Source organism: Prauserella cavernicola, assembly GCF_016595675.1.
GTDB classification, from domain to species: Bacteria; Actinomycetota; Actinomycetes; order Mycobacteriales; family Pseudonocardiaceae; genus Prauserella_A; species Prauserella_A cavernicola.
This window is the reverse complement of the sequence record NZ_JAENJH010000005.1, coordinates 26,130-47,726: the sequence shown is the minus strand read 5'-3', so window position 1 is coordinate 47,726 and position 21,597 is coordinate 26,130. Positions and strand designations below refer to the sequence as shown.

Below are 21,597 nucleotides of genomic sequence, written 5' to 3'. Positions count from 1 at the left end.
GTCCGCACAACGAAGTGGTGGTCCCCATGCCCGAGGCTCAAAAATCGTCCATCAAACGCATCGTCACCGCCAGCATGATCGGCACGACGATCGAGTGGTACGACTTCTTCCTGTTCGGCTCCGCGGCCGCGCTGGTGTTCAACACGTTGTTCTTCCCGGACGCCGATCCGCTCACGGGCACCCTGCTGGCCTTCGCCACCTACGCGATCGGCTTCGTCGCCCGGCCGCTCGGTGGGCTCGTCTTCGGCCACTACGGCGACAAGGTCGGCCGCAAGAAGCTGCTGGTACTGAGCCTGCTCATGATGGGCGGCGCCACGTTCGCGATGGGACTGCTGCCGACCTACGCCAGCATCGGCGTCGCCGCGCCGCTGCTGCTCGTGTTCCTGCGGCTCGTGCAGGGCTTCGCGCTCGGCGGTGAGTGGGGCGGCGCGGTGCTGATCGTGTCGGAGCACGGGGACGCGAAACGCCGGGGGTTCTGGGCGTCGTGGCCGCAGGCGGGCGCGCCGGGCGGAAACCTGCTCGCCACGGCCGTGCTCGCCGTGCTCGCCGCCGTGCAGAGCGACGCGGCGTTCGAGTCGTGGGGCTGGCGCATCCCGTTCCTGCTCTCCGGCCTGCTCGTGGTGATCGGCCTGTGGATCCGGCTGTCGGTGTCGGAGTCGCCGGTGTTCCTGGAGGCCGTCAAGAAGCAGCAGGGCGAGGCCCCGGCCGCGGAGAAGGCGCCGATCGTCACCGTGATCCGGCACAGCTGGCGCGAGGTGCTGATCGCGATGGGCGCGCGCTTCGGCGAGAACGTGTCCTACTACCTGCTCACCGCGTTCGTGCTCGTGTACCTCACCAACCAGGTCGAGCTCCCGAAGTCGGTCGGACTCAACGCCGTGCTGATCGGCTCGGCCGTCCACTTCGCCACGATCCCGTTGTGGGGCCTGCTCTCCGACATCATCGGGCGCAGGGCCGTGTACGCCTTCGGCGCACTCGGCATGATCGGCTGGGCGTTCGTGTTCTTCGCGATGCTCGACACGGCCTCGTCGTTGGCGATCATCGGCGCGGTGACGGTGGGGCTCGTGCTGCACGGCGCGATGTACGGCCCGCAGGCCGCGTTCTTCTCCGAACTGTTCGGCACCAAGGTGCGCTACTCGGGTGCCTCGATCGGCTACCAGCTCGCGTCGATCGTCGCGGGCGGCCTCGCCCCGCTCATCGCCACGGCGCTTCTCGACGCCACCGGCGCCAGCATCCTGATCTCCTGCTACATCGCCGCCTCGTGTGTGGTGACGCTCGTGGCCGTGTTCCTGGCGAGGGAGACCAAGGGGACGTCCCTGCGCGACCCCGAGGAGAGCGCCGCGGTGACAGCATGAGCACGTGACCGACAGCGAACACCGCCTGCTGGAGCTGCTGTCCGCGGGCGCGAGCAGCGACGAGCTCGCTCGCGTTCCCGCGGACGGCGCCGCGGTCCGGCTCGCCATGGACATCCGCCGCACGCTCGACGCCCGCAGCCGCAGGGAGGCCGAGCTGGCGGCGCTGTTCGACACCGCGAGCGACCTCGCGAGACTGCGTGACCTCGACGCCGTGCTGCGCTCGATCGTGCGCAGGGCCAGGATGCTGCTGCGTGTGGACGTGTCGTACCTCAGCCTCAACGACGATCTCCACGACGAGGCGCGGGGCGGCACGCACATGCGGGTGACCGACGGCTCGGCCTCGGCGCTGTTCCAGCAGCTGCGGCTGGGCATGGGGGAGGGGCTCGGCGGGCTCGTCGCGCAGACCGCCCGCCCCTACGCCACCGCGAACTACCCTGCCGATCCCCGGTTCGAGCACACCGGGCCCATCGACAGGGCCGTCGGCGACGAGGGCCTGATCGCGATCCTCGGCGTGCCGCTCGCCCTGGGCGAGCAGGTGATCGGCGTGCTCTACGCCTCCGACCGGCGCACCAGGGAGTTCTCCCCCGACGAGGTGGCGCTGCTGTCGTCGTTCGCCGACCACGCGGCCATCGCGATCGACAACGCCAGGGCGCTGGCCGAGCTCGCCACCGCGGGCGCCACGATCCGGGCCCACCACGAGTCGCTGGCCAGGGCGCAGGACGCGCACGACCGGCTCACCGAACTGGTGCTCGGCGGCGCGGACGTGCGCCAGGTGGCCGAGGCCGTCGCGGCGGTGCTCGGCGGCGGCATCGTGGTGCACGACCCGGACGGCGCCGCACTGGGCCGCTCCGGCAGCGGACCCGTCGGCTCGCCGGAGGCGATCGCCGCCTCGCGCGCGGCGGGCAGGGCGGTCGCGGACGGCGACGCGTGGGTGTGCGCCGTGCTGGCCGGACCCGAGCTGCTGGGCGGCATCACGCTGTCGGGCCGGCCGGAGCTCTCCGACGCCGACCGGCGGCTGTTCGAGCGCGCGGGTGTGGTGACGGCGCTGCTGTTGCTGCTGCGCCGCTCGGCCGCCGAGGCCGAGGACCGCGTGCGTGGTGAGCTGGTCGCCGACCTGCTCACCGTGCCCGCGCGCGACCCCGCGGCGCTGATCGATCGTGGCCGCAGGCTCGGCGTCGCCCTCACCTCGCCACACCTGGTGCTCGCGCTGCACGCCGGAGACGGCTCACGCGCCAGGCTCGCGTCGTCGGCGGCCCGGCGCGGGGTGCTCGCGGGCGTGCACGCGGAGCAGGTGGTGCTGCTCGCCGAGGACGGTGAGCCGGGGGCCGTCGCGCGCACGCTGGCCTCCGAGCTGAGCGCCGAGCTCGGTGCACCCGTGACGGTCGGCGCGGCCGGACCCGCGAGCGGCCCCGCCGCCCTCGCCGCCGGCCACGCGGAGGCCGCGCGGTGCCTGCGGGCGCTGCTCACCCTCGGCCGGACCGGACACGGCGCCGCGTCAGCCGACCTGGGTTTCGTGGGGCTCGTGCTGGGCGACCGGGCGGACGTGCCCGAGTTCGTGCGCACCACCCTCGGCCCCGTGCTCGACTACGACGAGGCGCGCGGCACCGAACTGCTGCGGACGCTGCGCGCCTACTTCGCGTGCGCGGGGAACCTGACGCGAGCCAAGGACGAGCTGCACGTCCACGTCAACACGGTGGCGCAGCGCCTGGAGCGGATCTCGGCACTGCTCGGCGAGGACTGGCAGGCCCCTGACCGCTCCCTGGAACTCCAACTGGCCCTGCGCCTCCAACGCCTCGCCAACTGAGCCCGTCGGCGTCGCTGCGGGAGAGGAGTTCGGTGAGGAAGCCGCCCGCTTCGGCGACCGCGCGGTCGGGGTCCTTGGCCGCGATCGCGTCGAACAGGCCGTGGTGGCCGATCGGCTCGGCGTTGGAGAGCGTGGTCTGCGAGGTCGCCGCCACGCTCGCGGTGATCACCTCGGTCAACCCGCGATAGAGCTCGAGCAGCAGCGTGTTGTGGCTCGCCCGCACGGTCAGCAGGTGGAACTCGGCGTCGGCGAGCACGAATTCGTCGAACCGCTGGGCGTGCCACGCGCGGTCGCGCCTGGCGAGCGCGTCGGCCAGCAGGGCCAGTTCCTCGTCGGTCCGCTCGGTGGCCGCCAGCCGCGCGCCCTCGACCTCCAGCGGCCTGCGCACCTGCAGCACCTCGCGCAGCTCCGAGCCCGCGAGTCTGCGGATCGCACCGGACACCTCACTCGTGGCCCTGACGTAGGTGCCGTCGCCCTGACGGACCTCGAGCAGCCCGCTGTGGGCGAGCGCGCGGACGGCCTCGCGGACGGTGTTGCGGCCCACGCCAAGGCTCGCCACGAGCGCCGCCTCCGTGGGGATGCGCTCGCCGAGCGGCCATTCGCCCTGGTGGATGGCGTCGCGGAGCTGGCTGATCACCTGGTCGACCAGCCCGGATCGCTGAGTCGCCGCGAGAGGCACCGGATCATCCCTTCAACCGATCATCCTACCTTTTTGTTAGGGTAGCCGACATGCCAACCGACGGCGGGATGTCGTTGCGGAGCGAGTCGCATGCCGACGAGCGATCCGCGACCAGGACCACGGCTTTCGCCGGTGGTGGTCTGCTGCTGGTCGCCGTCGTACTCGCCGCGCTGAACCTCCGGCCATCGGTCACCTCCGCCGGCGCCGCGCTCGACGACATGCGCCAGGCCCTCGGCGCGTCCGCTACCTGGGCCGGAGCGCTGACGACGATGCCCGGGCTGTGCTTCGCCGTCGCCGGGCTCGCGGCGCCGTGGCTCGCCCGCCGGATCGGCCTCAACACCGCCGTCGCCGTGGCGCTCGGGGTGCTCGCCGCCGGACTGCTCGCCCGCGTGCTCAACGGCCCGTGGGTCATCCTCGGTGGCACGCTCGTCGCGAGCGCGGGCATCGCGCTGGCCAACGTGCTGATCCCCGTGGTCGTCAAGGCGTCCTTCGCGGCCAGGATCGGGCTCATCACGGGCGTCTACACCGCCGCCTTGCAGCTGGGAGGCGCCTCGGGCTCCGCGCTGACACCGCCGCTCGGCGACGCGTTCGGTGGCTGGCGTGCGGGACTCGGCAGCTGGGCCGTGCTGGCCGCCGTGGCGCTCGTGGTGTGGCTGGTGGCAACGCGGGGCAGGGCTGACGCCACCGCGACCGCGCGGGAGACGCCCGACGAGGGCCGTTCGCTGCTGCGCAGCCCGCTGGCGTGGATCGTCACGCTGTTCTTCGGCTCTCAGGCGTGCTTCGCCTACATCATGATGGGCTGGCTGCCGCAGGTGCTGCTCGACGCGGGCGTGAGCCGCACGGGCGCCGGGCTGATGATGGGCATGGTGTCGCTGCTCGGCCTGCCGACCAGCCTGCTGGTGGCGCCGCTCGCCACGCGGCGAGGCGGTCAGAGCTGGTGGATCGTCGGGATCGGCACGTTCGGCATCGCCGGGGTCACCGGGCTGATGCTGGCGCCCTCGGCCGCGCCGCTGCTGTGGTCGATCCTCATCGGCATCGGCATGAGCGTGTTCACCCTCGCCATCGCCACGATCGCACTGCGGGCGCGCACGAGCGCCGACACCGCGCGGTTGTCGGGCATGGCGCAGGGCCTCGGATACCTCTTCGGCGCGGCCGGACCGTTCCTGTTCGGTCTGCTACGCGACCTCACCGGCGACTGGACGGCGCCCTGCGCGATGCTGCTGTGCGTGCTGGTGGGCCAGCTCGTGTTCGGCTACCTCGCGGGCAAGCCGCGCTACGTCTAGCTACTCGTCGAGCGGCAGGTTCAGCAGCGCGTTCTCGATCAGCTCCGGCATGGCCGGGTGGATCCAGTACTGACCGCGCGCCATCGAGCGGGCGTCGAGGCCGAAGCTCATCGCCTGCACCAGCGTCTGGATCAACGTCGCGGCCTGCGGGCCGATGATGTGCGCCCCGAGCAGCTGCCCGGTCGCCGGGTCGGCGAGCAGCTTCGCGAAGCTCGACGTGTCCTCCATCGCCCAGCCGTAGGCGATGCCCGCGTAGTCCTGCGTGGCGGTCACGTAGCGAACGCCCCGCTCGCGCGCGTCGCGTTCGGTGATTCCCACCGTGGCGATCTGCGGCGCCGTGAACACGGCGTGCGGCACGAAGCGGTGGTCCGAGGCGATCGGCTCGTCCGGGTGCAGCAGGTTGTGCTGCACCACCCTGGCCTCGTGGTTGGCGACGTGCTTGAGCTCGTAGGGCGAGCTGATGTCGCCGAGCGCGTAGATGCCCTCCACCGCCGTGCGCTGGTGGTCGTCGACCTCGACGTGGCCCGAGGGCAGCGTGGTCACACCGGTCTTCTCGACGTCGAGCACGTCGGAGTTGGGGTGCCTGCCGGTGGCCACGAGCAGCAGGTCGGCCTCGACGGTTTCGGCGCCGTCGGGCCCCTCCAGTTCCAGCGCCACGCCGGTCGGCGTGCGGTGCGCACGCACGGTCTTGCGGTTGAGCCGGACGTCGAAGCGGCTCGACGCCAGCTCGGTGTAGCGCTCGCTGATGTCGTCGTCCTCGCTGCGCAGCAGTGCGCCCGAGCGGGCCACCACCGTCACCTCGACGCCGAACGAGGCGAAGACGTGCGCGAACTCGGCGCCGATGAACCCGCTGCCGAGCACCACCATGCGCGAGGGCAGCTCGTCGATCCGCATGATCGTGTCGGAGGTGTGGTAGCCGGTCTCGGCCAGCCCGGGGACATCGGGCGCCACGGCCCGGCCGCCCGCGGCGAGCACGAACTGGTCGGCGGTCAGGGTCTCCGCGCCGCCGGGCAGCTCGACGGTCAGCTCCTTGTACCCGGTGAAGCGAGCCTCGCCCTCGTAGACGGTGACGTTGGCGTTGTCCTCGTGCTCGGTGCGGTACTCGCGACCGCCCGCGGCGATGGGGTCGATCCGGCCGAAGACGCGGTCGCGGATCTCGGGCCAGCGCACGCCGTCCAGCGTCGCGTCGACGCCGAGCCGCGCTCCCGAGGCGGGCGAGGCCGCGACGTCGGCGGCGTGCACGAACATCTTGGTCGGGATGCAGCCGACGTTCAGGCACGTGCCGCCGAATACGCCCTTCTCCACGACGGCGATCTTCTTGTCCGCGAAGCGCTGGTCGAGGATGGAGTTCCCCGACCCGGTCCCGATGATCACCAGGTCGTAATGCGGCACGGCGTTACCCTTCGGACGGTGGTGGGCTGTTTACAGCCCAACCCGATCGGTCGTGGAGTTGTTCCCCGGGGAAGGTGTGTCCTTGGCCAAGCGTCGTATCCCGGTCGTCATCGTCGCCGGATTCCTCGGCTCGGGAAAAACCACCCTGCTCAACCACCTTCTCAGTAATTCGCGCGGCGTGCGGATCGGGGTGGTCGTCAACGACTTCGGCAGCGTCAACGTGGACGCGCTGAGCGTCGCTGGCCAGGTCGACTCGATGCTGTCGCTGCAGAACGGCTGCCTGTGCTGCGCGGTCGACACCGCCGGGCTGGACGCCATGCTCGCCAAGCTCGCCGGCGCCGACCTGGACCTGGTGGTGATCGAGGCCAGCGGACTCGCCGAGCCGCGCAGTCTGGTGCGAATGGTGCTCGCCAGCGCCGAGGAAGGCATCGAGTACGGCGGGCTGGTGGAGCTGGTCGACGCCGCGGAGTTCGAGACCACGCGCGCCCGGCACCCCGAGCTGGACGACCACGTCCGGCTCGCCGACCTGGTGGTGCTGAACAAGACCGACCGGGTGGCCGACGCCGACCGGCTGGTGGCGTTCGTGCGCGAGCTCGCGGGTGCCACGCCCGTGCTGCCGACCGCCCACGGCCGGATCGACCCCGAGCTGCTGTTCGACCGCGTGCGCGATCCCGATCCCGTCGTCCGGCAACTGTCGTTCGACGACCTGCGCGACGACTGCGGCGACCACGACCAGCACGCCCACAGCGCCTACGACACGCTCACGGTGACCGCGGGCGCGCTGCATCCCCGCCGCTTCGCCGCGTTCCTCGAGGGCCGCCCCGGCGGGCTCTACCGCATGAAGGGCACCGTCTACTTCGGAGTCCCCGGGCACCGGCAGCGGTTCGTGCTGCACACGGTGGGTGCCTACACGCGGCTGGAACGCGCACGGTGGGAGGCGGGGCAGGACAGGTGCACCGAACTGGTGCTCATCGGCGCGGGCATCGACCCGGAGGGTCTGCGGGCGGAGCTGAAGGCCTGCGAGGAGCCGGAGCCGGACCAGGTCGACGAGCAGAGCATGCTGCCGGTGCTGCGCTACCTGGAGTCCTGACCCAGCCGCACCCACGGCAGTCCGGCCGGCACGCCGTCGGTGATGAGCCCCCGCAGTGCGTCGGTGTCCACAGTGGTCTCGATGGCGTCGGCGAGCCCATCGAGCATCGCCTCGCGGCGGGCGGCGAAACCGGGCGTCGCGGCGGGTTCCCACGCCACGCCCGCCTGCGCGGCGACCTCGGTGAGCCACGCGCGGCGGAAGTCGTCGCTCTCGAAGATCCCGTGCCACATCGTGGCCCACACCGCGCCGCGGCGTAGCCCGTCGAGGAACGGCTCGGCCTCTCCCGGCGAGCGCTGTGCGACACCGTGGTGGATCTCGTAGCCGGTGACGGCGTGGCCCCGCCAGTCGCCGGAGGGCCTGGCCAGGCTCTTGTGCTCGTGGAACCGGACCGAGAACGGCAGCAGGTCCAGCCCGGCCACGCTGCCGGAGCGCGACTCGACGTCGTCGTGGATGGAGCCGCCGAGCATCTGGTAGCCACCACAGATGCCCAGCACGGGCCTGCCCGCCTCGGCCCTGGCCCGCACCACATCGGCGATGCCGCGGGCCCGCAACCAGTTCAGATCATCCACAGTGGAGCGGGTGCCGGGCAGCACCACGACGTCGGCGGCGGCCACGACATCGGGATCGGCGGTCACGGTCACCGCCACCCCCGGCTCCGCCGCGAGCGGGTCGAGGTCGGTCGCGTTGGAGATGCGGGGAAACCGCACGGCGGCCACGCGCAGCGTCGGTCCCGCCCCGCGCCGGTGGCCGTCCCAGCGCGCGATGGCCAGCGCGTCCTCGGAGTCGAGCCACACGTCGTCGAGCCACGGCAGCACGCCCAGCACGGGCCGCCCGGTCATCCCGGTCAGCGTCTCCAGGCCGGGCTCCAGCAGGGCAGCGTCGCCGCGGAACTTGTTCACCAGGAACGCGGCGAGGTGCGCCTGGTCGTCCTTGTCGAGCACGGCGACCGTGCCCGCCATCGCGGCCAGCAGCCCGCCCCGGTCGATGTCGCCGACCAGCAACACGGGCAGCCCGGCCTGCCTGGCCAGTCCGAGATTGACGTAGTCGCCCTCGCGCAGGTTGATCTCCGCGGGACTGCCCGCGCCCTCGCACACCACGACGTCGAAGCGCTCGCGCAACTCGGCGAGCGCCGAGTACGCGGCCTCGGCGAGCGGCCGTCGTCCGTGCGCCCAGTCGCCTGCGACGAGATCGCCCCACGGCTTGCCGCGCAGCACGACATGACTGCGCCGATCGCTGCCGGGCTTGAGCAGCACGGGGTTCATCGCCGACTCCGGCTCCACTCTCGCCGCGACGGCCTGCAGCCACTGCGCTCTGCCGATCTCGGAACCGTCGGAGCACACCATCGAGTTGTTCGACATGTTCTGCGCCTTGAACGGCGCCACGCGCACGCCCTGCCTGGCCAGCCACCGGCACACGCCCGCGGCGACCGTCGACTTGCCGGCATCCGACGTCGTCCCGGCGATCAGCAGCCCACCTCGCACGCCGACGACGGTAGACCACCCGATCCGGTGACCCTGAGTCCGGCCGCCTCACGCTTAGGGTTGGGCGGAACTTTCCGAGAGGGGGAAACGCATGTCCAGGACACTGCGGAGGGTGCTCGTCGCGGCCGCGGCTCTGCTTGCGGGATCGGTGTTCGTCCCCGCTGCGGGCGCGCAGCAGTCGAGTGGAGTGCAGCCCTACATCGTGGGCGGCACGGACGCCTCGATCCAGGACCACCCGTACGCCGTCTTTCTGGTGGACGAGAACGACAACCAGTTCTGTGGGGGAACGCTGGTGTCGTCCGACACGGTCGTCACGGCCGCGCACTGCGCGGTCGCGGTGGACAGCGCGGAACTGGGCGTGGTCGCGGGCCGGCAGGACAAGCGCGCGTCGGACGGGATGCAGTTCGACGTACGGCGCATGTGGGTCGCTCCGGACTATCAGGACCCGACGACGGGCGACGACATCGCCGTGCTGAAGCTGGCCGGCAACGCGCCGTACCGCGCCGCGCGGCTCGCGACCGCCGACGACGCCGCGCTCTACGCGCCGGGCACCATGGCCACGGTACTGGGCTGGGGCAGGCTTTCCGAGGGTGGCGAGAAGTCGCAGACCCTGCGCGGTGCCCAGGTTCCGGTGGTGGACGACCCGACGTGCGGTGAGTCGTACCGCACCTACGACCCGCAGACGATGCTCTGCGCCGGATTCCCCGAGGGCGGCATCGACGCGTGCCAGGGCGACTCGGGCGGCCCGCTGGTCGTCGGGGACACGCTGGTCGGCGTGGTCTCGTGGGGCGACGGGTGCGCCGCGGCGGGCAAGCCGGGCGTCTACACCAGGGTGTCGTCCTACGTTCAGGACGTCGCGGGCATCTGATAGGCATGCCGGGTGGCCGAACTCCTCACCCGCTCAGGTCCTGACCTGACCGCTGCCGAACTGCACGACATGCTCCGGCTCCGCGTCGATGTCTTCGTCGTGGAGCAGGAGTGCCCGTACCCGGAGATCGACGGCAAGGACCTGCTCCCGGGTACCACGCACCTCTGGCAGCCCTCCGCGCACGGCGTCGAGGGCTGCCTGCGGGTGCTGGAGCAGCCCGGTGGGGTGCTGCGCATCGGACGGGTCTGCACGGCCGCCTCGGCGCGGGGAACCGGACTCGGCGCGCGGCTCATGGCCGCGGCACTGGAGTTCGTGGGCGACGCCGAATCCGTGCTCGACGCGCAGGTGTACGCGCAGGGCTTCTACGCGCGCTTCGGCTTCGAGCCGGAGGGCGAACCGTTCGACGAGGACGGTATCCAGCACATCACGATGCGCAGGCCCGCCTCCAGGCGATGAGTTCTGCTCGTCGTCGTGGTCTCCCTAGCGAACGACCACGACGACGAGGAGCCATCATGACCGTCACCGAACCGGCGACTCACTTCGATTCCCGCTACAGCGACCCCGAGGCGACAGCGACCGAGTGGCCGAGCGCGAGGCGGGCGCTCACGGAGGCGCCGCTGTACTGGCTGTCGACGGTGCGGCCCGGCGGCCGCCCGCACACCACGCCGCTGATCGGGGTGTGGCACGAGGGCGCGCTGTACTTCTGCACGGGCGCGGGCGAGCGCAAGAACCTCAACCTCGAGGCGAACCCGTGGTGTGCGCTGATCACGGGCCGCAACGACCTCGCGGGCGGCACGGACCTGGTGGTGGAGGGTCGCGCCGAACGCGAGCGCGACGAGGACGTGCTGCGCCGCGTCGCGGCCGCGTACCTGAGCAAGTACGGCGAGGACTGGCGGTTCTCCGTGCGCGACAACGCCTTCGTCCACGGCCCCGGCGTGGCGCTGGTGTACGCCGTGTCACCGACGACGGTGTTCGGCTTCGCCAAGGGGCCGTACGGCCAGACCCGCTGGAGCTTCTAGGACCGCGCTCCGCGCGGGGCCACCTCGGCGATCACCTTCACCGCACGCTCCACATCGGACTCCGAGAGCGCGGCGTGTGCCGTGAGCCGCAGGCGGGAGGCGCCGTCCGGCACCGACGGCGGGCGGAAGCAGCCGACGCGGATGCCGTGCTCGGAGCAGGAAGCCGCCCACGTGAGCGCGGCCTCCGCGCTGGGCGCGGGCAGCGACACGACGGCGCTGGAGGGCGCGCTGACCCGGAGCCCAGCCGCTGTCAGCCCGGCCGCGAGTCCTTGCGCGGCGGTGAGGACCTTGCCTGGCAGCTCGGGCTCCTCGCGGAGCACGCCGAGCGCCGCGAGCGCGGCCGCGGCGCTGCCCGGTGCGAGCCCGGCGTCGAACATGAAGCTGCGTGCCGTGTCCACCAGGTGCTTGATCACCCGGCGCGGGCCGAGCACCGCGCCGCCCTGCGTGCCGAGGGCCGTGGCCAGCGTGATGGTGGTGACCACGTCGGGGGCGCCGGACAGTCCGGCTTCGTGCACGGCGCCGCGCCCGCCCTCGCCGAGCACGCCGAAGCCGTGGGTGTCGTCGACGAGCAGTGCCGCGCCGTGGGACCGGCACGCGGCCGAGAGCTCGTCCAGCGGCGCGAGGTCTCCGTCGACGGAGAACACTGAGTCGGTGACCACGAGCGCGCGTTGTTTGCGCCGCGTCGCCAGCGCGTGGGTGATCGCCGCGGCGTCTCCGTGCGCGACGGCGGCGAGGTCGGCGCGCGCCAGCCGGCAACCCTCCACCAGCGAGGCGTGGATGTACTTGTCGGTGACGATGGCCGACTCGGCGCCGGACAGCGCCGTGACCGCGCCCAGGTTGGCCGTGAATCCGGACGAGAACACCAGCGCCGACTGCACCCCGCAGAACCGCGCCAGCGCGTGCTCCAGTTCCGCGTGCACCTCGGTGGAGCCCGTGCCCAGCCGTGAGCCCGTGGAGCCGGCGCCCCAGCGCAGCGCCGCCGCCGCGGCCGCTCCCGCCACCCGCTTGTCCCTGGCGAGCCCGAGGTAGTCGTCGCCCGCGAGGTCCAGTTCGTCGGAACTGGGGCCACGCGGGTGAAGACGCCTGGTCAGGCCCGCTTCGCCGCGCTTGGCGGCCTCGGTGTCGAGCCAGTCGAAAACCTGGTCTGGCGAAGTGGCGGGGAATGCTGGACCGGGTGCGTTCACGCCTGGCAGTCTCGCATCGGGCGGACGAGCAGTGGGGAGCGAGGGTGACCGACGAGCCGACACTGGAACCGATGCCGGAGGACTGGACGCGCGCACTGGCCGTGGTGGCGCATCCCGACGACCTCGAGTACGGCAGCTCGGGCGCGATCGCGCGGTGGACCGGCGAGGGCCGCACGGTGGCCTACGTGCTGGCCACGCGCGGTGAGGCCGGAATCGAGACGCTGCCTCCCGAGGAGGCGGGCCCGCTGCGGGAACGCGAGCAGATCGCGAGCGCGCGGGTGGTGGGCGTGGACACGGTGGAGTTCCTCGACCACGCCGACGGAATGATCGAGTACGGGCTGGGGCTGCGACGCGACATCACGGCCGCGATCCGCAGGCACAGACCGGAACTGGTGGTCATGACCAACCACCACGAGACGTGGCCTGGCGGGCCGTGGCTGAACATGGCCGACCACCGCAACGTGGGGCTGGCGACGCTCGACGCCGTGCGCGACGCGGCGAACCGCTGGGTGTTTCGCGACCTGCTCGACGAGGGCCTCGAGCCGTGGTCCGGAGTGCGCTGGGTGGCCGTGGGCGCCTCCCCGAAGGCGACCCACGCCGTGGACATCACCGCCACGATGGACCGGGCCGTGGCCTCGCTGCTGGAGCACCGGGCCTACCTCGCTGCGCTCTCCGGTCCGATGGCCGATCCGGAGTTCCTGCGCGAGGCCGCCGAGGAGGCGGGCACGCGCTTCGGCGGCGTGCTCGCCTGCGATTTCGAACTGATCCCGATGTAGCCATCTGAATGCGGTGAAGGGCACCTTTACTGCATTCAATGCAGTAAAGGTGCCCTTCACCGCATCAACAGACCCATTCCGCGCGATAGCTTGCCCCCGGGATAGCCCCGGACAGCGCGAAGGCCGCCGCCAGCGAGGTGCTGACGGCGGCCTTCACCGCTGGTTCGATCAGGCGTGGCTGGGGCTCGGCCTGCGGTTGGGGCGCTGCGGGCGGCCGGTCTTGTTGCCGGGCTCGCGACGGCCACCGAAGGAGGGCCTGCCGCCCCTGCCGGGGGCGCCGCGACGGCCGCCACCCTGCGGGCGCGGTGCGCGGTGCTGCTCGATCACGGGGACGCCACTGGGCGTGCGGGCGCCCGTGATGCGGGCCAGCTCCTGGTCACCGGGGCGGACGTTCGCCGAGTCGGGCTTCACGCCCGCGCGGTCGGTCATCCTGCGCACGGTGCGCCGCTGGTCGCGGGTCACGAGCGTCACCACGGTGCCCGAGGCGCCCGCACGCGCGGTGCGGCCCGCACGGTGCAGGTAGTCCTTGTGGTCGGCGGCGGGGTCGACGTGCACCACGAGGCTCACGTCGTCGACGTGGATGCCGCGTGCCGCGACGTCGGTGGCGACCAGCACGCTGCTGCGGCCGTCCTTGAAGTCGGCCAGCACGCGGTTGCGCTGGCCCTGCGTCTTGCCGCCGTGCAACGCGCCCGCGTGGACGCCGCTGGCGCGCAGCCGCGTGGTGAGCCGGTCGACGTGGTGCTTGGTGCGCACGAACATGATCGTGCGGCCCTCACGAGCGCCGATCTCGGTGATGACGCCCTGCTTCTCCTCGTGGGAGACCTGCAGCAGGTAGTGGTCCATCGTCGTGACGCTCGCGGTGACCGGCGCCACCGAGTGCGTCACCGGGTTGGTCAGGTAGCGCTTGACCAGCCGCTCGACGTCACCGTCGAGGGTGGCCGAGAACAGCAGCCGCTGGCCGTCGGTGGGGGTGAGGTCGAGGATCTCGCGGACCTGGGGCAGAAAGCCCATGTCCGCCATCTGGTCGGCCTCGTCGAGCGCCACGAACTGTACGGCGTCGAGCCGGCAGGTGCCCTGCCGGACGTGGTCGGAGAGCCGGCCGGGGGTGGCGATCAGCAGGTCGACACCACGCGCGAGCGCGTCGGACTGCCTGGTGAAGGCCATGCCGCCGACGGCGGTGCGGCACCACAGGCCCATGGCCTTGGCCAGCGGGATGAGTGCGTCGGCGACCTGCATCGCCAGCTCACGGGTGGGGACGAGCACGAGCGCACGGGGCTGCTTCGGCTGCGCCTTGCCGCCGTGCAGGCGGGAGAGCAGAGCCAGACCGAACGCGAGGGTCTTGCCGGAGCCCGTCTGGGCGCGGCCGAGGACGTCCCGGCCTGCCAGAGCGTCGGGCAGGGTCGCCGCCTGGATGGGGAACGCTTCCTCCATGCCCGCCTGCTGCAGTGCACGCAGCAGCGGCGTCGGAAGGTTCAGGTCGGCGAACGAAGTCGATGTCACGCATTGCCTCTCGGACGTGGTACGTCGCAAGGAGGCCCGATTGCCCGCACAGGGCAGGTCGCGATGGTGGTGCGATGGGCGTTCACAGGGACGGACCCGGCGCACGGCACAACGCAGCACCACGCGCCAACTGATGGGTGGAGCACCGCGAGAAACCGTTCGGCTTGGCGGTGCCCCACCACTCTACCTCAGGGCGGCCCCGCACTTCGGCCCAGGCTCGCGGCCAGCTCGTCCTCGGCGATCACGTCGCGAGGCAGACCCCGTGCGGCGAACCACTTCGCTGTGTTGCGCACGTCACGCTGGAGGAACTCCAGCCCGCGCGGATTGGCGACGACATCGACCACTTGGGGCAGGTCGATGAGCATCAAGCGTCCATCGTGGACGAGCAGGTTGTACGGCGAGAGATCGCCGTGGCACAGGCCCTCGGCCGCGAGCAGCTCCAGTGCCAGCACGAGCTGGTGCCACAGGTCCCGCAGCAGCTCCGGTTCCGGTCGCAGCTCCGCGAGCCGGGGAGCGGCGACCTCGTCGTGGCCGACGAACTCCAGCAGCAACTCCGTGCCGTGCAGCTGGACGGGGTACGGCACCGGTGCTCCCACTGTCCACAAGCGACTCAGCGCGGCGAACTCCGCCACCGCCCAGCGTTCCGCGATGAGGTTGCGGCCGAACGCGCTGCGCCTGCTCATCGCCCTCGCCTCACGGGAGCGACGCTCACGTCTGCCCTCGAGGTAGCCCGCGTCGCGGTGGAACAACCTGTGTTGGTCGGAGCGGTAGCGCTTGGCGGCGAGCAGGCAGGTGCGGGAGCCGTCGGGCAGGCCGCGGCGCAGCAGGTGGACGTCGGCTTCCTTGCCCGTCTTGAGCACGCCCAGTTCCCAGTCGAGGGCGGCGAGTTCGGTCACCACCCAGCCGGGTCGGGGCGGGCCCATGACCGCCCGCGTCCCAGGTGGACCAGCGATCGGCTCCGCCAGGAAGCAGGGTCTCGGTGTAGGCGTCCTCGCGCAGACGCTCGAGGCGAGCGCGTTCGTCCTCGGTGAGCCTGCCGCTGCGGGTGGGCGCGGGTTCGTCGTCGAAGCGCGGTGAGCGCCTCCGACGACGCATTCGCGTGTCGGAAATGTCGTCGAAATCGGAAAAATCGGAAAAGTCGTGTGGTCGCACCGGTTGGACTCCTGAAGTCGGGGCCCCGCCGGTTCTCGGCGACTCAGCGCGGCGGGGCGAAGGGGCGGGCGGTGATCGCGCCCGGGACCGTGATTGACATCGGGCACCTCCTCCAGCTCGCCGGCTCCCGCCGGACTCTTCCGTCGTGTCCGCCCACTGTTCCCGGCTCCGCGCCGCGCTCGCAACCGAATTCCGGCACGCTGTGGACCATGCGGATCGTCGTGATCGGATCGGGAATCGCCGGTGCCGAGGTGGCCTGCCACCTCGCGCGTTCCGGAGCCGAGGTCGTGGTGGTGGACGCGGACCTGGCCGGCACGGCCACCGCGGCGGGCGCGGGCATCGTGTGCCCGTGGACCTCGCGCAACCTCGGCGAGGCCGAGCTTGCCTTCGCCGCGCGCGCCGCGGCCTACCATCGCGACTTCACCGAGCGGCTCGCCGATTCGTCGTTCGAGCTCGTCGGCGGCATGGTGGTCTCGGCCGACGAGACCGAGCTCGCCGACGCGTACCAGCGAGTGCGTGAGCGGGCGGGGCGCTGGCCCGAGGCGGGCGAGGTGAGCCTGCTCGATCCGGCCGAGGCCCGCGCGCTGTTCCCCGCGCTGGCTCCCGGGCTCGGCGCCGTGCACGTCACAGGCGCGGGCCGGGTGGACGGACGCGCCCTGCGTGCGGCGATGCTGCGCGCCGCGGCCGGTCACGGCGCCAGGCTGGTGCATGCTCCCGCCGAGCTGAGCGTGGTGGGGGAGCGGGTCGACGGGGTCCGCGCGGGCGGCGAGCACCTGCCCGCCGAGCACGTGGTCGTGGCGGCGGGCGCGTGGAGCGCGCAGCTGCTCGCCCCGCTGGGCGTGCGCCTCGCCGTGGCGCCGCAACGCGGCCAGATCAGCCACGTCGAACTGCCGGGCACCGACACGGCGGCGTGGCCCGTGGTGCTGCCGGTGTCGAGCCACTACCTGCTCGCGTTCCCCGGTGGGCGCGTGGTCGCGGGCGCGACGCGCGAGACCGGTTCCGGCTTCGACCACCGCGTCACCGCGGCGGGACAGCGCGAGGTGCTGGAGCACGCGCTGGCCGTCGCGCCGGGGCTCGCGGACGCGACCCTGCTGGAGACCCGCGTCGGCTTCCGTCCCGCGACGCCGGACGGCAGGCCGCTGCTCGGCCCGCTGTCGGCGCACCCCGAGGTGTCGGTGCTCAGCGGGTTCGGGCCGTCGGGACTCACGCTCGGGCCCTACGCGGCGAGCCTCGCGGCCTCACTCGTGCTCGGCGAGCACGTGGGCGAGGATCTCGACGCGCTCGGCCCCGAGCGCGTCATGCCTTCGTGAGCAGTTCCAGTTCGCGCTCGCCGGTGCGCTCCACGGCGATGCCCGCCTTCGCGGCCACCCTTGCCACGCCATCCACAGTGGACGGATTGCTGCGGCTCGTGGCCAGTGCGGCGGCGAGCTTTCCCTTGTAGGCCTTGTTGTGGTGGCTGACCGTCTTGCGCTTGCCGGAGGAGTCCTCGGTGACCACGCGGACCGTCACCGCGCCTGGCACCCGCGCGAGTGCCGCGTACGTCCCGGAGCGCAGGTCCACCACCAGTCCCTCGACCTCGGCGAGCGCCGGTTCGAGCGCCGGCCGCCACAGCGAGCGCAGCGTGCCGAAACCGGGCATCGTGCTGCCGCCCGAGAGGCGGTACGCCGGGATCGGGTCGTGCGCGCGCACCACGCCGAACAGCGCCGAGGCCACCGCGAGCCGTCCGCCCGCCCTCGCCAGTTCGGCCTTGCTGAAGCTCGCCGCGCCGAGCGCGTCGTAGAGCACGCCCGTGTAGCGGTGGAGCGCGCCCGTGGTCGGGGCGGCCCACAGCCGCGCGTTGCGCTCCACCTCGTCCTCCTGCCGCTCCGACAGCCCGAGCGCCGCCAGGCTGGCCGGCACGTCGGCGGAGAGCTCCACGAGTGCGTCGACGAGCTTGCGCCGCAACGGGTTCAGCTCGGGAAAGGAGAGCGCGTCGAGGTCGAGCGGACCGCCGTCGCCGCCGTCGGCCTTGGTCTCGGAGGGAGGAAGCAGAACGAGCACGGCGGCCAAGTCTAATCCTCAGCCGTGCGGGCTCCCCACGCAGAACTCGTTGCCCTCGGGATCGGCCAGCACGGTCCACCCGAACCCGTCCATCGCGTGCTCGGACAGGGGCGTGGCGCCGAGCTCGGTCAGCCGCGCGACCTCGACGTCCCGGTCGCCGGTCTCGAGATCCAAGTGCACCCTGTTCTTGCCCTCGCGTGGTTCCGGCACGCGTTGCAGCGCCAGTCGCACACCCGCTTCCTCGGCGCTCGCCAGCATCACGAAATCGCCGTAGTCACCGGCGATCTCGATGTCGAGCGCCTGACGCCAGAACTCCGCGAGCTCGCGCGGGCGAGCGCAGTCGATGGTCACCATTCCCAGTCGGATCGTCATGCGACCGACGGTACGAAACGGGTACGACGAAATCCCGGTTGCGGCAGTTGGGGACGGGTTGACTACCCTTCGATGAACGTCTATGTCCTTCCTAGGAGAACACCGTGAACACCCCGATCACCAGGATGTCGTCGCTGTTCCTGCGCACGCTGCGTGAGGACCCGGCGGATGCCGAGGTACCCAGCCACAAGCTGCTGGTTCGGGCGGGCTACGTCCGCAGGGTGGCCCCGGGCGGTTACTCCTGGCTCCCGCTCGGACTGCGCGTGCTGCGCAACATCGAGACGGTGGTCCGCGAGGAGATGGACGCGATCGGCGCGCAGGAGATCCAGTTCCCCGCGCTGCTGCCGAAGGAGCCCTACGAGGCGACCGGCCGGTGGTCCGAGTACGGCCCGCTGCTGTTCCGGCTCCAGGACCGCAAGGGTGTCGACTACCTGCTCGGCCCGACACACGAGGAACTGTTCGCGCTCACGGTGAAGGGCGAGTACAGCTCCTACAAGGACTACCCGGTCATGCTGTACCAAGTGCAGACGAAGTACCGGGACGAGGCCCGGCCCCGCGCGGGCATCCTGCGCGGCCGCGAGTTCGTCATGAAGGACTCGTACTCCTTCGACCTCGACGACGAGGGTCTCGAGCGGTCGTACCAGCTGCACCGCGCCGCCTACATCAAGATCTTCGACCGCCTCGGCCTCGACTACGTCGTCGTGTCGGCGACCTCGGGCGCCATGGGCGGTTCGGCGTCGGAGGAGTTCCTCGCGGTCTCCGAGACCGGTGAGGACACCTACGTCCGCAGCAACGGATCGGGCTACGCCGCCAACGTCGAGGCCGTCGTCACCACCGCGCCCGCCGCGCAGCCGCTCGAGGGCAGGCCCGAGGCGCAGGTGCACTACACGCCGGGCACTCCGACCATCGAGACACTGGTCGACTACCTGAACGCCTCGGCCGACCTCGGCCGCACGTTCACCGCCGCGGACACGCTCAAGAACGTGCTCGTGAAGACCCGCCAGCCCGGCGAGAAGGACTGGAAGCTGCTGGCCGTCGGTGTGCCGGGCGACCGCGAGGTCGACATGAAGCGCCTCGAGGCCTCGCTCGAGCCCGCCGAGGTCGCCCTGCTCGAGGACACCGACTTCGCCGCCAACCCCTTCCTGGTCAAGGGCTACATCGGCCCGGGAGCGCTGGCCTCCAACGGAGTCCGGTTCCTCGTCGACCCCCGCATCGTCGACGGCACCGCGTGGGTCACCGGCGCCGACAAGGCCGACCACCACGTGGTCGACCTGCTGTGCGGCCGCGACTTCACGCCGGACGGCACCATCGAGGCCGCCGAGGTGCGCGAGGGCGACGCCTCGCCCGACGGGAAGGGCACGCTGGTCGCCGCGCGCGGCATCGAGATCGGCCACATCTTCCAGCTCGGCCGCAAGTACGCCGACGTCTTCGAGCTGGACGCGCTGGGCCCCGACTCGAAGCCGGTGCGGATCACGATGGGCTCCTACGGCATCGGCGTCTCGCGCCTCGTCGCCGCGATCGCCGAACAGCACCACGACGAGATCGGCCTCGTGTGGCCGCGGTCCATCGCGCCCGCGGACGTGCACGTGGTGATCGCGGGCAAGGACGAGTCCGTGGCCGAGGGCGGGGAGCGCCTGGCGGCGCAGCTGTCCGAGCGCGGCGTGCGGGTGCTGCTCGACGACCGCAAGGCGTCGCCGGGTGTGAAGTTCGCCGACGCCGAACTCGTCGGCGTCCCGACGATCCTCGTGGTCGGCCGGGGCCTGGCCAACGGTGTGGTCGAGGTCAAGGACCGCGCCACGGGCGAGCGTTCCGAGATCGCCGTCGACGACGTCGTGGAGCACGTGGTCGCGCTGACCAAGCGGTAGGGTTTCGCGCATGGGGTGGTGGCGCCGCAAACCGGACGACCTGTCGAGCCGGTTGGGCTACGAGGACCGTGCGGCGCTCAAGGGGATCGGCGGCTACCAGCCCGCCGACCCCAATGACGCGACACCGGACTACATCCGGTCGTCGCTCGAGACCCCGCAGGCTCCGCGTACCCGGCCCACGCCGCAGACGCAGCCGACGCCGCAGACGCAGCCCACGCAGCGGCCCCAGCGCGCTCCGGGACCGCGCCGCGTGAAGGCCCCGTTCGCGTTCATCGTGCCGCTGGTCGTCTTCGGTAGCGGCCTCGGTCTGTCCTTCGGCCTCTCGAACGACGACTCCGACGACTCCGCGGAGCAGGAGGCGCCGCCGTCGGCCTCCGCGGCTCCGTACACGCCGCGGCCCGAGGTCGTGGTGCCCGCCGTGGTCGAGGGCTGGCAGTCCGTGCCGGGCGGTGATGGTGCCTACGCCTACGACGTGCCGCCGTCGTGGACGCCCGAGCCGGGCGTGATCCACGGCTGGGAGGCCGACGACACCGGCCCCGGCATCACGCTCGCCGCCAGCGCGTTCACCGGCGACGAAGTGTGCGAGGACCGCAGTTCCCAGGGCGGCGCGGGAGTGACGCCCGTCGAGAGCAGCGGCCTCGCCGACGCGGCGAGGAGTACCGCCGAGAGTCTCGCCGGCTACGCCTACTCGCCGGACGGCGGCGACGCGCCCGCACTCGAGACCGGTGAGGACGAGCCGGTGACCGTGTCCTTCGGGCAGGGCGACGGCCGCGCTGCGAGCATCACGGTCGTGGAGGTGACGCCCGCGGCGGGCGGCGACTGCGTTCCGGAACGGGCGCTCGTGGCCGCGCTCGCGGTCGAGCCGGCGGGCGGAGGCAAGTACCCGGTCGCGGTGGCCTACGCCGACCAGGGCTACGCGGGCGCGCCCACGCGCGACGAGCTGGTCGAGATCGTGCGCAGCCTCCGGTCGGTTCCCGAGCGCGATCGCACGACCGTCCCTGCCTCACCGACCTCTTAGGACAGAAACCCGGACAGTACGGCCGTGGTGTCGGAGAGATCGTCCAGCACGAGGTGTGCGCCGCTCTCGCGGAGCTCGTCCCCGCCGAACCAGCCCGTGGCCACGCCCACGGCCATCGCGCCGTGGCGCAGCGCCGACTCGACGTCGTGCGGGGTGTCGCCGACCACCACCACGGCCTCGGGCGCGAACCGGGTGTCGTGCTTGGCTTCCGCCAGCGCGACGGCCCGCTCGACGAGATCGGGTCGGTGCGCGGAGAACGAGCCGTAACCGCCGATCTCGAAGTCCAGGTGGGCGTGCAGCCCGAACGCGCTGAGCTTGTGCTCGGCGATCTCCGGCAGGTTGCCGGTGACGAGTGACTGAACGACGCCGTCCCGCGCGGCGAGCGCGGTCAGCGCGTCGGCGGCTCCCGGCAGCGCGCGCCCGTGCTCGCTCAACGTCGGCCGCGACCGCGTCGAGGCCGAGATCAGCTCGCGCCACACGTGCCGCACGAGTGCGCCGGTCGGCTCGACGCCGTGTGCGGTGAGCAGTTCGCTGGTGATGGCGAGTTCGGTGCGGCCCGCGAACTTCGGCATCTCGGTGAGGTCGATCCCGGCGGCGGTGGCGAGGGCTTCGGTGTACCAGCTCCCGCCGATTCCCGGTAGCTCGATGAGCGTCAGGTCGATGTCCCACAGCACGAGGCGGTTCGGATCGTCGTTCACCGGGACCACGCTACCGGCCCCCTA

At 72.1% G+C, this 21,597-nt stretch carries 18 protein-coding genes and 2 pseudogenes; 11 read left to right on the top strand and 9 right to left on the bottom strand.

Annotated elements, in window-relative coordinates; translation table 11 throughout:
• Positions 1–26 precede the first annotated feature (26 nt).
• A complete protein-coding gene (locus JHE00_RS20585; RefSeq protein WP_200320567.1) occupies positions 27–1,352 on the top strand; it encodes an MFS transporter in 1,326 nt (441 codons plus the stop codon).
• Between the two features lie 4 nt (positions 1,353–1,356).
• The gene (locus JHE00_RS20580) at positions 1,357–3,156 is read left to right on the top strand and encodes a helix-turn-helix domain-containing protein (RefSeq protein WP_200320565.1); all 1,800 of its coding nucleotides are present in this window, start codon (positions 1,357–1,359) and stop codon (positions 3,154–3,156) included.
• A gap of 16 nt (positions 3,157–3,172) precedes the next feature.
• Here JHE00_RS20580 and JHE00_RS20575 read toward each other — a convergent pair.
• Positions 3,173–3,835, bottom strand: a pseudogene (locus JHE00_RS20575) (FadR/GntR family transcriptional regulator); the annotation flags it as partial.
• A gap of 50 nt (positions 3,836–3,885) precedes the next feature.
• Between JHE00_RS20575 and JHE00_RS20570 the strand changes: the two are divergent.
• Positions 3,886–5,118, top strand: coding sequence for a CynX/NimT family MFS transporter (locus tag JHE00_RS20570; protein WP_200320561.1), 1,233 nt, complete (start codon positions 3,886–3,888; stop codon positions 5,116–5,118).
• Here the strand turns inward: JHE00_RS20570 and JHE00_RS20565 are convergent, their stop codons facing one another.
• Positions 5,119–6,510 (bottom strand): mycothione reductase, encoded by a 1,392-nt coding sequence (locus JHE00_RS20565; protein ID WP_200320559.1) that lies wholly within the window; start codon positions 6,508–6,510, stop codon positions 5,119–5,121. It abuts the gene before it with no gap.
• A gap of 82 nt (positions 6,511–6,592) precedes the next feature.
• Here JHE00_RS20565 and JHE00_RS20560 point away from each other — a divergent pair, with 82 nt between their 5' ends.
• Entirely contained in the window at positions 6,593–7,600 is a 1,008-nt protein-coding gene (locus JHE00_RS20560) for a CobW family GTP-binding protein (RefSeq protein WP_200320557.1), read from the top strand.
• Here the strand turns inward: JHE00_RS20560 and JHE00_RS20555 are convergent.
• On the bottom strand, positions 7,585–9,081 hold the full coding sequence (locus tag JHE00_RS20555; protein ID WP_200320554.1) for a cobyric acid synthase: 1,497 nt from the start codon (positions 9,079–9,081) through the stop codon (positions 7,585–7,587). The genes JHE00_RS20560 and JHE00_RS20555 overlap by 16 nt on opposite strands.
• A gap of 91 nt (positions 9,082–9,172) precedes the next feature.
• Here JHE00_RS20555 and JHE00_RS20550 point away from each other — a divergent pair, with 91 nt between their 5' ends.
• From JHE00_RS20550 to JHE00_RS20540, 3 genes are all read left to right on the top strand, one after another.
• The gene (locus JHE00_RS20550) at positions 9,173–9,949 is read left to right on the top strand and encodes a S1 family peptidase (protein ID WP_200320552.1); all 777 of its coding nucleotides are present in this window, start codon (positions 9,173–9,175) and stop codon (positions 9,947–9,949) included.
• A 69-nt stretch (positions 9,950–10,018) separates the two neighbouring features.
• Complete coding sequence (locus JHE00_RS20545; protein ID WP_200321233.1) at positions 10,019–10,405, top strand: GNAT family N-acetyltransferase; 387 nt, start codon at positions 10,019–10,021, stop codon at positions 10,403–10,405.
• Positions 10,406–10,461: 56 nt separating this feature from the next.
• Positions 10,462–10,968 carry a pyridoxamine 5'-phosphate oxidase family protein gene (locus tag JHE00_RS20540; protein ID WP_200320550.1) on the top strand — a complete coding sequence of 169 codons (507 nt, stop codon included), beginning with the start codon at positions 10,462–10,464 and terminating at the stop codon, positions 10,966–10,968.
• On the opposite strand, the gene JHE00_RS20535 is transcribed toward JHE00_RS20540, so the two are convergent.
• On the bottom strand, positions 10,965–12,152 hold the full coding sequence (locus JHE00_RS20535; RefSeq protein ID WP_200320548.1) for an 8-amino-7-oxononanoate synthase: 1,188 nt from the start codon (positions 12,150–12,152) through the stop codon (positions 10,965–10,967). The two genes, JHE00_RS20540 and JHE00_RS20535, sit on opposite strands and share 4 nt — an antisense overlap.
• A gap of 71 nt (positions 12,153–12,223) precedes the next feature.
• On the opposite strand from JHE00_RS20535, the gene JHE00_RS20530 reads away from it, so the two are divergent.
• Positions 12,224–12,928 carry a PIG-L deacetylase family protein gene (locus tag JHE00_RS20530; RefSeq protein WP_230424708.1) on the top strand — a complete coding sequence of 235 codons (705 nt, stop codon included), beginning with the start codon at positions 12,224–12,226 and terminating at the stop codon, positions 12,926–12,928.
• A 168-nt stretch (positions 12,929–13,096) separates the two neighbouring features.
• Here the strand turns inward: JHE00_RS20530 and JHE00_RS20525 are convergent, their stop codons facing one another.
• Together JHE00_RS20525 and JHE00_RS20520 are read right to left on the bottom strand one after the other, a co-directional pair.
• Positions 13,097–14,428, bottom strand: a complete 1,332-nt coding sequence (locus JHE00_RS20525; RefSeq protein ID WP_307832033.1) for a DEAD/DEAH box helicase — start codon at positions 14,426–14,428, stop codon at positions 13,097–13,099.
• Positions 14,429–14,616: 188 nt separating this feature from the next.
• Positions 14,617–15,580 (bottom strand): annotated as a pseudogene (locus tag JHE00_RS20520) (serine protein kinase RIO).
• Between the two features lie 209 nt (positions 15,581–15,789).
• Here JHE00_RS20520 and JHE00_RS20515 point away from each other — a divergent pair.
• On the top strand, positions 15,790–16,890 hold the full coding sequence (locus JHE00_RS20515; RefSeq protein ID WP_200320542.1) for an NAD(P)/FAD-dependent oxidoreductase: 1,101 nt from the start codon (positions 15,790–15,792) through the stop codon (positions 16,888–16,890).
• Here the strand turns inward: JHE00_RS20515 and yaaA are convergent.
• Both yaaA and JHE00_RS20505 read right to left on the bottom strand, forming a co-directional pair.
• Entirely contained in the window at positions 16,877–17,620 is a 744-nt protein-coding gene (gene yaaA, locus JHE00_RS20510) for a peroxide stress protein YaaA (protein ID WP_200320540.1), read from the bottom strand. The two genes, JHE00_RS20515 and yaaA, sit on opposite strands and share 14 nt — an antisense overlap.
• A gap of 18 nt (positions 17,621–17,638) precedes the next feature.
• Positions 17,639–17,992, bottom strand: a complete 354-nt coding sequence (locus JHE00_RS20505) for a VOC family protein (protein WP_200320538.1) — start codon at positions 17,990–17,992, stop codon at positions 17,639–17,641.
• Between the two features lie 125 nt (positions 17,993–18,117).
• On the opposite strand from JHE00_RS20505, the gene JHE00_RS20500 reads away from it, so the two are divergent.
• Positions 18,118–19,857, top strand: coding sequence for a proline--tRNA ligase (locus JHE00_RS20500; RefSeq protein ID WP_200321231.1), 1,740 nt, complete (start codon positions 18,118–18,120; stop codon positions 19,855–19,857).
• Between the two features lie 10 nt (positions 19,858–19,867).
• Positions 19,868–20,875 carry a DUF8017 domain-containing protein gene (locus tag JHE00_RS20495; RefSeq protein WP_200320536.1) on the top strand — a complete coding sequence of 336 codons (1,008 nt, stop codon included), beginning with the start codon at positions 19,868–19,870 and terminating at the stop codon, positions 20,873–20,875.
• Here JHE00_RS20495 and JHE00_RS20490 read toward each other — a convergent pair.
• On the bottom strand, positions 20,872–21,573 hold the full coding sequence (locus JHE00_RS20490) for an HAD family hydrolase (RefSeq protein WP_307832032.1): 702 nt from the start codon (positions 21,571–21,573) through the stop codon (positions 20,872–20,874). The two genes, JHE00_RS20495 and JHE00_RS20490, sit on opposite strands and share 4 nt — an antisense overlap.
• Positions 21,574–21,597 lie beyond the last annotated feature (24 nt).